Source organism: Desulfobacula sp., assembly GCF_030145145.1.
Lineage (GTDB): Bacteria > Desulfobacterota > Desulfobacteria > Desulfobacterales > Desulfobacteraceae > Desulfobacula.
The window spans coordinates 108,039-121,692 of the sequence record NZ_JAQYWD010000002.1 but is presented as its reverse complement, the minus strand read 5'-3'; the positions used below and the strand labels follow the sequence as shown (position 1 = coordinate 121,692).

At 47.9% G+C, this 13,654-nt stretch carries 10 protein-coding genes; 9 read left to right on the top strand and 1 reads right to left on the bottom strand.

Annotated elements, in window-relative coordinates; translation table 11 throughout:
- The first annotated feature begins 17 nt into the window (after positions 1-17).
- The 9 genes from Q1Q15_RS01560 to Q1Q15_RS01520 all read left to right on the top strand — a co-directional run bounded on the left by Q1Q15_RS01560 (position 18) and on the right by Q1Q15_RS01520 (position 10,587).
- Positions 18-968, top strand: a complete 951-nt coding sequence (locus Q1Q15_RS01560; RefSeq protein WP_300455677.1) for a hypothetical protein — start codon at positions 18-20, stop codon at positions 966-968.
- 229 nt (positions 969-1,197) lie between these two features.
- Complete coding sequence (locus tag Q1Q15_RS01555; protein WP_300455675.1) at positions 1,198-2,478, top strand: hypothetical protein; 1,281 nt, start codon at positions 1,198-1,200, stop codon at positions 2,476-2,478.
- Between the two features lie 18 nt (positions 2,479-2,496).
- Positions 2,497-3,309 carry a VacJ family lipoprotein gene (locus Q1Q15_RS01550; protein WP_300455673.1) on the top strand — a complete coding sequence of 271 codons (813 nt, stop codon included), beginning with the start codon at positions 2,497-2,499 and terminating at the stop codon, positions 3,307-3,309.
- Positions 3,310-3,369: 60 nt separating this feature from the next.
- A complete protein-coding gene (locus Q1Q15_RS01545) occupies positions 3,370-3,843 on the top strand; it encodes a YMGG-like glycine zipper-containing protein (protein WP_300455671.1) in 474 nt (157 codons plus the stop codon).
- A gap of 52 nt (positions 3,844-3,895) precedes the next feature.
- Positions 3,896-4,306, top strand: a complete 411-nt coding sequence (locus Q1Q15_RS01540) for a hypothetical protein (RefSeq protein WP_300455669.1) — start codon at positions 3,896-3,898, stop codon at positions 4,304-4,306.
- Positions 4,306-5,766: an alpha/beta fold hydrolase gene (locus Q1Q15_RS01535; protein WP_300455666.1), complete on the top strand. Its 1,461-nt coding sequence runs from the start codon at positions 4,306-4,308 to the stop codon at positions 5,764-5,766. The genes Q1Q15_RS01540 and Q1Q15_RS01535 overlap by 1 nt, the downstream gene beginning before the upstream one ends.
- Positions 5,759-5,992 carry a hypothetical protein gene (locus tag Q1Q15_RS01530; RefSeq protein ID WP_300455663.1) on the top strand — a complete coding sequence of 78 codons (234 nt, stop codon included), beginning with the start codon at positions 5,759-5,761 and terminating at the stop codon, positions 5,990-5,992. Before Q1Q15_RS01535 ends, Q1Q15_RS01530 begins: the two co-directional genes overlap by 8 nt.
- A gap of 3 nt (positions 5,993-5,995) precedes the next feature.
- Positions 5,996-8,260: a patatin-like phospholipase family protein gene (locus Q1Q15_RS01525; protein WP_300455660.1), complete on the top strand. Its 2,265-nt coding sequence runs from the start codon at positions 5,996-5,998 to the stop codon at positions 8,258-8,260.
- A gap of 20 nt (positions 8,261-8,280) precedes the next feature.
- Positions 8,281-10,587 carry a mechanosensitive ion channel family protein gene (locus Q1Q15_RS01520; protein ID WP_300455657.1) on the top strand — a complete coding sequence of 769 codons (2,307 nt, stop codon included), beginning with the start codon at positions 8,281-8,283 and terminating at the stop codon, positions 10,585-10,587.
- Here Q1Q15_RS01520 and Q1Q15_RS01515 read toward each other — a convergent pair.
- A complete protein-coding gene (locus Q1Q15_RS01515; RefSeq protein ID WP_300455654.1) occupies positions 10,580-13,591 on the bottom strand; it encodes a PAS domain S-box protein in 3,012 nt (1,003 codons plus the stop codon). The genes Q1Q15_RS01520 and Q1Q15_RS01515 overlap by 8 nt on opposite strands.
- Positions 13,592-13,654: the final 63 nt, after the last annotated feature.

Here is a 13,654-nt window from a genome sequence, read left to right as displayed (position 1 = left end):
GATGAGATAATTGTAAAATGATATCCACAGGAAAACTTAAATATTTTGTCGTTGGGTTTATCGTGTTTTTTGCCTTTGGGGGAATAACTGAGCCTTTTGCGGCCGGTCATGAACCACAGAATATTGCCATTCTCCAGGATTGGCAGGGAGATTACCCGGTTTCCGAAATCCATCGGCTGCCCGTGGGTATGCAATCATGGCGAATCGGATACATCAATCATGCAACAGACCTCACTGCTGTCTGGCAGGTATTTAAGCCCGGGGATAAACCGCCGGAAATTGATTTTAAGCATCATCTGGTTCTCTTTGCACGGAATGTCGTGTTCTTTAACCGCATCGGTATTGCAGCGGTTTTGCTCAAGGATGGCGACGCACAGGTGCTGGTCAGGGAAACAATGTCAGCACTGCCGATTGAAGACCGGGTGGCCATGGCCCTGGCTGTCATTCCTGCTGCCGGGGTCCGCAATCTTTTGATGGGTAACGAGAAAATTCCTATTATTGAGCCTGGCGTTGATCTGTCGGCAGATCCTTTGAATGCAACTTACATCATAGAAGGCCGGAAAGTGTCTTTGCACAATGGCTATTCCGAATCATCTGTCGTTCCCGGTTCGGCCGTCAAGATGGTGACAAGGATATTTAACCCGCCTGTGAAAGGAGATCTTGACGGGGATGGTGATGAAGATGCTGGGCTCATCCTTGTTCATAACCCGGGCGGGAGCGGAACGTTTTATTATGTCACGGCTGCCATTAATACAGGCGGGCAATACCGGAGCACAAATACCGTGTTGCTTGGCGATCGTATTTTTCCCAATGACCTTACAATTGTCCATGGTGTCATTGTGGCCGGATATAAAGACCGGGGGGTGAATGAGCCCATGACCACGATACCATCGGTTGAAAAAAAAGTATGCCTGCCCTATGAGAACGAGCGGTTACAGCCCATAATCTCCCTTGAAACAGATGAGTAGGGAATTGCCAATGATAACAACCCTAGTGACCATTCGTAGGACTGCCGTTTATGTTGCTGCCTTACCGGGAGGATGCCGAACGGTTATGATTAACGGAGTGGCACTGCATCAGTGTGGCGGAACCTATTATCAACCAGAAGGAAACCAATTCGTGATCGTGAATATTAATTGAAAAGTGAGCGGTTTGAAAAACAAATAGTTTAATAATGCACAGAAAAGGAGACAATAGATGAACACCCTGAAATTATTTCTTGCAGGTTTCTGCAGCTTACTGGTCTTTGCCGGTAGTGCAGGTGCAGAAAAAAGTTATGACTACCCCCTGGAAGACGCCTATGCGGCTACGATTATTGGCACACCAAATGCTTTCAAGGCATCGCTTCCGGAAAACATCAAGGTCAAACAGTTAAAAATGACGGTATTTCCGGATCGAAAAACTCCCGATGTGTTCTGGTATCAGGATAAATTGCGTTATTCTCTGGCCTATCAGAAAAAAGAAGCACCGCTGATCTTTATCATTGCCGGCACCGGAGCCGGTTACAATTCGTCAAAAATGAAAATGCTTCAAAGTGCTTTCTGGGGAGCCGGGCTTCATGTCATCTGCCTGCCATCTCCCACCCATCCCAATTTTATGGTGAATGCGTCAACCAGTCAAATGCCGGGGAACTCCGTGGAGGATGCCATTGATTTATACCGCGTCATGGATTTGGCCTGGCAGCAGGCCCGTAAAAAAATCAAGGTCTCGGAGTTTTATCTCACCGGATATAGCCTGGGAGCAGCCGAGTCCGCTTATGTCTCGAAACTGGATGAAGAAAAAGGACTGTTTAATTTTAAAAAAGTGTTGATGATCAACCCGCCTGTCAGCCTTTTCAACTCCGTGGTTATCCTCGACGGCATGCTGGAGAACAATATCCCCGGTGGAATTGATAATTTTGCTGAGTATTTTGGAAAAGCCATGACCCGCTTTACTGAATTTTATGAGGCCCATGCGGCCCTGGACTTTCAAGATGATTTCCTCTACGCCATATACAATGAAAACAATCCGTCTGAGACGGGGATGGCTGCCATCATCGGCCTGTCTTTCCGAATTTCTTCTTCCAATATGCTGTTCAGTTCCGATGTCCTGAATCATGCAGGGTATATCGTGCCGAAAAATCTTAAATTATCCAGCACGGATTCCCTGACCGCTTATAGTAAGGTCACGGGTCGACAAAGTTTTGTTGATTATGTTGACAACCTGTTTTTCCCCTATTTCAGCGCTGCTGACCCGGGCCTGACAAAGGCGGAGTTGATCAGTGGAACAAGCCTTGTGGCCATTGAAGACTACCTGAAATCTGCCGGGAAAATCGGGTTGCTCACCAATTCAGATGATCTGATTTTGGCACCGGGAGAGGTGGATTATTTAAAACAAATTTTTCAGGCCAGGGCGAAGATTTATCCCCGGGGGGGACATTGCGGCAACATAGACCACAAAGACAACGTCGCCTATATGATCAATTTTTTCAGCAATTAATTTTAAAGGATATAGATCATGTTAAAAAAATTACTTAAAAGTTTCGGTAAAATAGTCATGATGGTGGCGGTCGTTTTTATTTTCACAAGCTGTGCCAGTGCACCAAAAAAAATAGACCCGCAATTGCCTGTCACACCGGCAAAACACCAGCTCAGTGATATGAATCCCGATATCGAGTATGCCATAGCAGATGCCTATGACCCCTGGGAGGGGTTTAATCGGAGCATGTACAACTTTAATTACGGATTTGACAAGTATGTCTTCCTGCCGGTTGTCAGTGGCTATGAATTTATCATGCCAAACTTTTTAGAAGACTGCGTTTCAAACTTTTTTAAGAACGTTGGAGAATTTAAAAATCTGACAAATTCCATCCTGCAGTTTAAGGGGGGGGCATCCGTCAAAACCCTGGGAAGATTTATTGTGAATACCACCATCGGCATTGGCGGGCTTTTTGACCCGGCCACAAAGATGGGTCTTCCCCGCCAGAACGAGGATTTCGGCCAGACACTGGGGGTTTATGGTTTAGGAGCCGGTCCTTATCTGGTGCTGCCCATCTTCGGGCCTTCGAGTCTGCGGGATACCATCGGGCTTATCGGGGATTCGGCAGCTCGTGCGGCCGTGTATGACTGGATCGACCCCATGGAGAATGTCGATGACGAAGACTCGATTTTATTGGGTATCTCTGCTTTAGAAGCCATTGACGCAAGGCACCTCCAAAGTTTTCGCTACTATGAGGCAGGGTCTCCATTTGAGTATGAACTCATCCGGTTCCTCTACCTGTCAAAGCGAAAGCTTGATGTCGGCAATGTATTCGGAAAACCGGCAGACTAGCCATGCGCAAAAAACAAACAAAGGTATAACCGCTGAGTTTATTTTAAAAGAGGAGGGGATATGAAAAAAAAATGGACATTAATCAGCACGGGTATTTGTATGGCGTTGATCTTGATGACAGGCACTGCTTTCTGCGCTGAATTATTCGTGTATCCGGCAAAAGGACAGAGCCAGCAGCAGACAGATAAAGATAAGAGCGATTGCCTGTTGTGGGCCAAACAGCAGACCGGTTTTGACCCTGCGATGGCAGCGCCTCCCCAGCAGGCCCAGGCTCAATCTGGTGGCGCCGTCCGGGGCGCAGGACGGGGCGCATTGCTGGGGGTTGCTGTTGGGGCCATTGCCGGCGATGCCGGAAAAGGGGCGGCCATTGGCGCGGTATCCGGCGGCTTGCTGGGGGGGATGCGGCAGCGGGATGAGGCTGCCCAGCAGCAAGCGGTTCAACAGAATCAGTCAGCGAATTATAACCAGCATCGCAGCGATTTTAATCGTGCCTACCAGGGGTGTCTTGAAGGCCGCGGCTACTCTGTGAAATAGCAGGGTCAAATGAATAGGTTCGCTCATTTAACGACAAAAAAAGGAGAAAATCATGCGTAACTATTTGATTATAGTATTTCTGGCGGCGGCTTTTGTGTTTCCCTGTGTTGCCTGTGCAGGTGCCATTGACGGTTCCTCCCCTTGTTTATGCGCCATAACGAAAATCATTGAGTGCGACTCACAAGGTGACTGCCAGGAAATTTTACCTGAAGCAGTCAATCTACCCACCTTTATTGAAGTTGATGTTAAGGAGAAAGTCCTGAGAGAATTCAATACCCCGGATTCAAAAACAAGCGCCATCAAGAGGGTTGAAATGGCGGACAGCCAATTGATTTTACAGGGTGCTGAAAATCAAAGGGTATGGAGTATGATGGTAACCAGTGAAACGGGCAAAATGTCGGCTTCTGTTTCCGGAGAAGATTATGGCTTCCTGCTGTTCGGCGCCTGTACGGTTCTGCCCTGATGAAAAGAGTTATCAAACACCTTGTTTTATTTATTATTTCCGGCCTTGTGTGTTTATTTTTAGGCGGGGTGGGGACCTATGTTTTTTTGGGCACCCGGTATGTCAGCGAACCCTGGCATGTTATTGATCTTGGCCAGGAGTTTCGCGCCTCTCGAATGGGGGAGATTTCTGATTTTGATGACTACCTTAAACTGGAGGACCGCCTGTTCAAGGTGCTTCGTGAGAAAGTTTACAAGCCTTCAGCCGCAAAGGGATCTGATTTTGACCGGTACAGAACCGGAAGCCGTTCAGATCCCTTGGGGTTTTCCGTCAATTGGAACAGGACCTTTGAACTGCCCGTTGATTCTCCCCGAGGCGGTGTTCTCATGCTGCATGGGCTGACAGATTCACCCTACAGTGTTCGATCCCTTGCCCAAAAATTCCAGGCCCAGGGGTTCTGGGTTGTGGGACTTCGCCTTCCCGGACATGGGACCATTCCAGCCGAGTTACTGGATATCCACTGGGAGGACTGGGCCGCCGCCGTCCGTATGGGTGCCCGGCATGTTGCGGATCGTATCGGGAGCAAGCTGCCGTTTTACCTGATGGGCTATTCCACCGGGGCACCCCTGGCAGTGGAATATGCCTTGAGTGCCATTGATGGTGAGAACATTCCCGGAACCAATGGGTTGATTCTGCTTTCTCCGGCAATGGGATTGCAGCCGATTGCCCGGCTGGCAAAATTTCAGCTGGGGCTTTCTCGATTACCCGGGCTGGGGAAAATGGCCTGGGAATCGGTCTCTCCGGAGTATGATCCCTATAAATACAACTCATTCCCGGTGAATGCCGGTGAGCAGGTCTATCGACTGGCGATGCATGTTCAGGAGCGGATCAAAAAAATGGCGTCAGCCAACAGGCTTGCATCATTTCCAAGGGTTATCGCTTTTCAATCCATTGTAGACGCAACCATCCAGGCCGATGCGGTGGCGGATAAATTTTTGATCTATCTGCCATCGGAAAAAAATACCCTTGTTGTATTTGATGTCAATCAACAGACCATGGCCCAGGGGGTGATAAAGAAGGATGCCGGGAAACGTTTCAAAGCGAGTCTCCTTGAACAACAGACCCTTCCATTCAAGGTCGAGCTGCTGACCAATATGACACAGACCCAGAATGATCTCCGACGGGTGCTTCGACAAGCCGGGAAGACCGCAACAACATGGAAACAACTTCCCTTTTCCTGGCCGGCCGGGATTTATTCCCTGGCCCATGTGGCCCTGCCTTTCTCCCCGGATGATCCGATATACGGGGATTCCCCCATGGGTGAGACCGGTCCCGTCAGGCTTGGGAATATCCATGTGAGGGGGGAAAAAAAAGTGTTTGTTATTCCGGAACAAAATATGATACGCCTGAGGCACAATCCTTTTTATGCCCATATGGAGAATCGCATATTACAATTTATAGGGGCAGCTGCTGATGAATAATACAAAATCGCTTCTGGGGCTTGATCATCGTTTCGGCCAATACCCAGGAGGGGTCAGGCTTGCGTTATTGACGCTTTTGCTGAATTTCTTTGCTATTACAGTCTGTTATCAAAAGCACAATAACACAAGCCTGACCCCGTCGAACCATCAATTACGACAAGTGGGCGAAGTTAGGACCAAGCCCCGCTTCTGTATTAAATGGACCACAGATAAAGGGGAAAACTGAGCTATGATTGTTGATGATCCTATAAAAACAAATCGTCTTTGGGGGCTGCGCAGTATAGGGCTTATCAGTTGTTTGGTCTTTGTTTATCTGGTAGGCTCAGCCGGTCTTGTCCACGCATCGGATACGGTAAAAAGCCATCGCCCGAAGATCGGTCTTGTGCTCAGCGGCGGCGGTGCTAGGGGCGCAGCCCACATCGGGGTGCTCAAGGTGCTTGAACAGATGCGGATCCCCATTGACTGCCTGGCCGGGACCAGTATGGGATCCATTGTCGGCGGGCTCTATGCTTCCGGGATGACGCCCGCTGAAATTGAAGCAGTGGTCACCCGGGTGGATTGGGCCGATGCGCTAAAGGACAACATCCCCAGAGAAAACAGATCCTTTCGTCGCAAAACCGATGACAAAAATTATCTGGTACAGAGTAAACCCGGGCTTAGTGACGATTTGGAGATAAAACTGCCTTTAGGGCTTCGCCAGGGACAGCGAGTGGACCTTCTTCTGGAAAAACTGGTGATGCCGATCGCGCAGGTGAAGGATTTTGATGATTTCAGGATCCCCTTTCGGGCAGTGGCAACAGACATTGCCACAGGGAAACCGGTGGTAATGTCCGCCGGAAATCTGGCCCAGTCCATGCGGGCCAGCATGTCGATCCCGGCTATCTTTTCCGCTGCGGAAATAGATGGTCGACTCCTTGTTGATGGTGGGGTGAGCAACAACCTTCCGGTGGATGTTGTTCGAGCTATGGGTGCCGATATTGTCATTGCCATAGATATCAGTACCCCTTTGAAAAACAGAGACCAGTTAAATTCAACCATTGCCATTACCGGACAATTAACCGGGATCCTGACAAGAAGCAATACAGAAGAACAAATTGCCACACTGACAGATAAGGATATATTGATTGTGCCGGATCTTGGCGATATTACCAATTCATCATTTGATCGGGCAGATGAAGCCATTCCCATCGGCCTGGCAGCTGCAGAAAAACACAAACAGACGCTGTCAAGATTATCGGTATCAGAAACTGTATATGCAGATTACCGTTCATCCCAGCAGGGCAGGTTGTCAAAAAGAAAATCTGACTCCCCTGTGATTGGCTTTATCCGGCTTGACAATCAGTCAAGGCTCAGTGATGAAGTGATCTTTGCCCGCCTGCAGGTCAAAAAGGATGCGCCTTTGGATGTGGCACAATTAGATAAAGATATCGGCAATATTTATGGTTTGGAGTTGTTTGAAAATATTTATTATGAAATTGTCGAAGAAAATGGACAAACCGGCCTTTTAATCCATGTCAAAGAGCGTTCCTGGGGTCCCAACTACATCCAGGCCGGACTCTCCCTGGCCGGGAATCAGGATGGCGACAACTTTTATAATTCTGAGTTTGCCTATACCCGTACGGCGATCAACCGGCTTAATGGTGAGTGGCGAAGTGCCATTCAACTGGGCCGGTCGCCGGGCGTGGCCACCGAGATATACCAGCCGCTGAGTTATAATTCCCGCTATTTTATTCATCCGCGACTGGCCTATCATAAAAAAACCGTAAACCTGTACTCCGGTGACGGCGATAAACTGGCTGAGTATCGGGTGACCCAGTATGGGGGGGATCTTGCCCTTGGCAGAGAATTCGGTACCTGGGGTGAGGCCCGTATCGGCATCCGGCGGCTGACAGGTGATGCTGAAATTAATGTGGGTCAGCCGGCGTGGCCGGACTATGATTTTGACCGGGGGGAGGTATACGCAAAACTCTCTGCGGATAAACTGGATAACTTTAATTTCCCCCGGGAGGGGTATTACGGTTTTGTGGAGTATGTCAAGTCTGAAGAAAGTTTAGGCGCGGACAGTGAATTTGATCAAATGGGCATGGAAGCAAATGTGGCAATGAGCTGGGAAAAGAATACAGTGCTGGTGGGAACAAAGATACATGCCACAATGGATGATGATGCACCGCTTCAGAACAGATTTGAATTGGGAGGGCTTTTTAATCTGTCAGGATTTAATGATGATGAGTTGAGTGGTCAGCAAATGGGCTTGTTGCGGTTGATCTATATGCGGCAGATCAGTGATTTTAATCTCTTGCCAACCTACATCGGCATGTCCGTGGAATCCGGAAACGTCTGGGAAAAAAAATCGGATATGGCATTTGATGATCTTATTTTTGCCGGCAGTATATTTTTGGGAGTTGATACCTTTTTAGGACCTGTATACATCGGCTATGGCAAGGCAGAAAGCAACCACGACAGCTTTTACTTTTATCTGGGTAAATTATTTTAGGATGGAAGGAGGAAACTGATTTGAAATATTTTATCCGAGTAGTCATGGTTATCCTGGCGGTCAGCCTTACCACAAAAAATATTTCGGCATCCCCGGCCCAGCCGGAAAAAACACCCATGGCCACCAGTCGGTCAGCAGAAGCCATTGTGGCCGAGATGAGTGATGAGCAAGCGCGGCATTTGCTCATCGTGACCCTGAAAAAAGAAGCGGTTCATGATGCAGCCTCATTGCCGGCATCAGAGGATATGGGAAGGCTTGCCGGATTTATTGAAACCGTTAAAAATAAGGTGAGTTTGGTTCAGGAAAGGATGGACTTTTTAAGATCGGGTGAAAAATTAGAATCCCGGCAAAGACAGGCGTTTCTTACCTACCTGGGAAACGGTAAATCCGATTCAGGACCCGTGCGCATGATATTAGTGATGGCGGCGATATTCTTGGCTGCATTCGGTATTGAGATGTTATTTAGATGGTATAGCGCTTCCTTCAGGGGCCGCTTGGCATTGGTCGCGCCTGTTGCATTGCGGGGTAAAATCGGCAGGCTGCTTCTCCGGACCATCATTGATGGGATATCCATCCTTATCTTTATTGCGGCTGTGATACTGTGCTTTTATTTTTTTGCCGAGCCCACCCCTGGGCATCGTATACTGGTTGCCGCATACTTGTCTGCCATTGTCGCTGTACGAATCATTTTGATCCTGGGCCAGTTTTTTCTGGCGCCGAAAAACCCTGGTTCACGATTTTTGCCAATGACAACCCCTACGGCCCAATATCTTTACCGATGGATTGCTGCCATATCCATGGTGGCCAGTTTCGGATTATTGACCTGTGGCATCATCCGATTAGCCGGGGCAAGCGAACTGGACCACATTAAATCAGTCGCTATGGTTTCGGTTTTATTGACGGTCATGTTGATTGTCATGATACTTCAAAAGCGACGGGAAGTGGCGGATGCGTTGTCGGCCAAATTCCCGGCCGAGTCCTTATGGGCAAAACTCATGGGTAAATGGCATCATTTTGCTGTTTTTTTTGTTGTTTTATTTCTCCTGCTATCTATGGGCAACCAGGTTTTGGGTAATTCCGTTGGGTATTCGGGGATCAAGATACTGCTGCTGATTCCATTATATTTTCTTTTTGACTGGTTTTTAAACCAAATTTTAAGCATTCTATTGGGTGTTATTTCCAAAACGGCAGACCCCACTGGTAGTGAAGAAGAAACCCATGATACCGTTAATAGCGAAGCATCAGATGCACCCCTGGAAAAACAGATATTTCCACCGGTTGAATTCAACCGGCTGAGGGACAGCATCGTTTCTAGCCTTCGAGTCGCCCTGGCGTTTATTTTCATTATATGGGCATTAAATATCTGGGGCATTGAACTTCCCATTGGTAAAGCGGTTGCAAATGCTGTATTCGATATCCTGATCGTAGTGCTGCTCGGTTTTGTTCTCTGGGAATTTATTAATGCAGCCATACAACGCAGGCTCCGCCTTGAAATGCCCGATGACGACGAAGAAGAACATGAGGAAGGCGGTGCCGGCGGATCACGTATCGGTACCTTATTGATGCTGTCGCGAAAATTTTTACTGGTGTTCCTGCTGGTTATCGTTGTAATGATTATTCTTGCCGAACTGGGTGTGAACATCGGCCCGCTGATTGCCGGTGCCGGTGTTCTGGGACTGGCCATCGGTTTTGGCGCCCAGACATTGGTGAAGGACATTATCTCCGGCATTTTCTTTTTATTAGACGATGCCTTCCGTCTAGGCGATTATATTGAAATCGGTGACAGCAAGGGCATGGTGGAACATATCTCCCTGAGATCCTTGAAGCTTCGTCATCCAAGGGGAATGGTATTTACGCTTCCCTTTGGGGATGTCAGCACGATTAAAAATTACAGCCGGGATTATATCATCACCAAACTTGACTTCCGGGTTCGCTATGACACTGATGTGGAAAAAGTTCGCAAGATAATTAAAAAAAAGGTGTATCTGCCCATTTCTGAAAATGAGGACCTGGGCCCCAAACTGTTGGGTAAAATAAAATCCCAGGGTGTCCGCCAGATGGATGATTCTGCCATGGTCATGCGGGTAAAATATAAAACCATACCCGGTAACCAGTTTGCCATTCGAAAAGAGGTGTATCGCCTTCTCCAGGAAGCATTTAAGAGCGAAGGCATTGAGTTTGCCCACAAAAATGTCACGGTATACATCCCACCGGAGGCGTCACAAGTGTCTGGGCCGGAAAATCAAAAAATAATTGAGGCTGGTGCGGCAGCAGCCGCTGTCATGGCGGAAGAAGAAGCTCAAAAAGCAGAAAAAGCCACTAATTAGACTGGTTTATGAACGGTACCATCATTATTGATTGACATCCCTTGCCCGGGGAAGAAATTATCTTAAAAGATCCGCCAAAATCCTCAATCCGTTCCTTGATGCTGAACAATCCAAATCTGGAATCGGCGTTGGCAGGAATAAATTTTTCATCAGGATCAAACCCGATACCATCGTCACTCACGGACAGTTTCAGTTCGTTTCCATGATATCCCATGGAAACGATTACGGTTGTTGCCCGGGCATGTTTGATCGTGTTGGTGATCAGTTCACGGACATTTCGAAACAGGATGGCGCTTAAATCACTATTCATCAAGGCGGTTTTTTTATCATCGATAAACTCTGTTTTTATGCCATGTTTTTTGTGGACCTGATTTTTGAGAAAATGGGCAATTGCCTCAGCAAGACCCAGTTCATTGAGCAAAGGAGAACTTAAGTCAAAAACCAGATCTTTTGTATCCCGTATGGTGTCAAGCAGGGATTGTGACAATTCAGCCAGTATGGCTGCCTGCTCACCCTGCCGGGGGGCGTATTTCGTTGCTTTTGCAACCTGGATGCGGCAAAAAGCAAGGGTCTGACCAATATGATCGTGCAGTTCCATGGAAATTCGTTTTCTTTCCTTTTCTTCAAGAAGGGTCAATTTTGAGGCCAGGGCCTTGAGTCTTGTCTGATAAATGGTTAGTTCTTCCTGAAGATTTTTCCGGGCAGAAATATCTTTTATAACGGAAACAAAAAACAGGGGGGCTCCCGCATCATCCCGCACCAGAGAAACGGTCAGGTACACCCAGAAGACTTCACCCTGCTTGCGGAGGTATCTTTTTTCCATGGAATAGACATCCTCCTCTCCTTTTAACAGCTGATCCACGTGAGCAAGATCTGTGTCAAGATCGTCAGGATGCGTGATCTCCTGGAATGTCAATGCCAGTGTTTCCTCGTGGGAATACCCGATGATGTCACAAAATTTCTGATTAACACGCAAAAAAACACCTTCAGCCCCCACATGGGCAATGCCGACAGCCGCCTGCTCAAAGGTGGCGCGAAACCGTGTTTCACTTTCCACAAGCCGTCTCTGCGACCTTTTTTGTCCTGTGATGTCACGATTGACACCGACAAAACCCATGGTCTTGCCCTTATCGTCAAAGACCCTGGAGACGGTTGCATGAATATCTATTGTTGCGCCATTTTTTATCGTCTGTCTGAGTTCACCCTGCCATTTGCCGGTGTCACGGACAGTGGCGAGCATTTCTTGTTTTTTGATGTGGGCGTGTTCCATCTGAAACACTTCTTGTAATGTCTTTCCAATAACCTCTTGGGCTTTCCACCCGTAAATTTGATAAGCGGCACTATTCCAGCTGATGATTCTGAAATCCAAATCAGTGGAAATCACTGCATCTGAAACATTTTCCAGGAGCGTGGCATGGTAGCTTAATTTGGTAGTCCGTTCCCGCACCTGTTTTTTCAGGGTCCTGTTCCACACAAAAAACATCAGCACAATGGCAATTCCAGCGCCTGTAAACATCAGAATCCACCGGACCACATCAGCGGACCGGATGCCGTGTTCATACCGCACAGAAAGATATTTGCCCCGTATGGCCATTTTTTCCTCGGGCGTGATGCTGTCCATGCCCTTGTCCAGGATACGGCTGAGCTGCGGCCAGTCTCTGCGGCTGCCAAAGGAAAAAATGTGATTTTCAAGATCAGTGGGTGCGGCAATGGCCAGGTTGACCAGGCCGTGCTGAAGGATCAGGTAGGATGCCAACACCATGTTGCCCACATACCCGTCTACTTTTCCTTTTGAAACAGCCTTCATGGCATCCAGGTCCGAATTATACAGCAGCAGTTGAATCCCCGGATACTTGCCTTCAATTTCCTGCTGCACAACCGTTTGCCTGACCACCGCTATTTTTTTTTCGGCAAAGTCAGCTAACCCGCTGGCCACACCCATTTCTTTTTGGGTAAAAATCATCCTGGGGGTATCAAAATATGCTTTGGAGAAGGACATATACGTTTCCCGCTCCGGGGTCTTCATCATGCAGGGGATCAGGTCCACCGGACCGTTGAGTGACTTTATTTCCTCAAGTCGTTCTGCAAAGGGTATCCCTGGATCGATATAATCAAAGATAATGCCGGTTCTTTGTGCAACCAGGTTGAGATAATCAATTACAATTCCGGAAACCTTTTTTCCTTGATTGATAACAAAAGGAGGGAAGTTCCCGGAAGAAACTCTCACCTTGTGTTTTGTTGAAAGCCAGGACTGTTCTTCTTTCGTCAATTCTATTGTTTTTTGTTGTTTGGGAAGCTGAGCCCATTGATTATAGATGGCAGTCATCTCTTTTTTCGAAATAGATGCCAGCCCCTTGTCGATAATCCCGGCCAATATGGGCCAGTCATCCCGGACACCCATCACCGCACGAACCGGCTGATCCGTCAGGATGTGTGCCGGGTGCAGCCCGATAAGCTGATGGGCCGAAATAAAATAGGTATGCGTGGACGTGCCGATCATATAATCCACCTTGCCTTTGTACAGCAATTGCAAGGCTTCCAATGGCGTAACGGTCTCGATAATGTCAACACGATCTTTGAACAGCTCCAGTAATTTTTTTGCCCAGCCCGAGCTTTGAGATACAGAAATGGTTTTTCCTTCAATCTCTTCCAGACTGTCCGGTTTTACAGATGTTTCGGCACGGGCAAAGACAACCGGGTAGGTCGTATAAACGGGTTGAGATTCCAGGACCTTGTAATAGCCTCCCATGCCCTGGGCAATGGCAAGTGCACCGGCCACTTGATGGGTCTGAAGCATTTCTGTGACTTTGGCATGGTCGTTGATTATGATGATGCCAAAATTAGTTCCCAGCTTCACATTCAGAACATCCAGAATATCGTTTAAAATTCCGGACATTGACCCGTCTTCATCAACAAGAAGGGCCGGGGGGTTGTTCCTGGTAAAAACAAATTTTTCATCAGAATGCCCTTCCAGCCATTCTTTCTCTGCATCGGTAAGGGACACTGAGACAGGGCCTTGACCCTGAATGGATTTCTGCCCGGAATCCTGAGCCTTGGCCATAGAGAG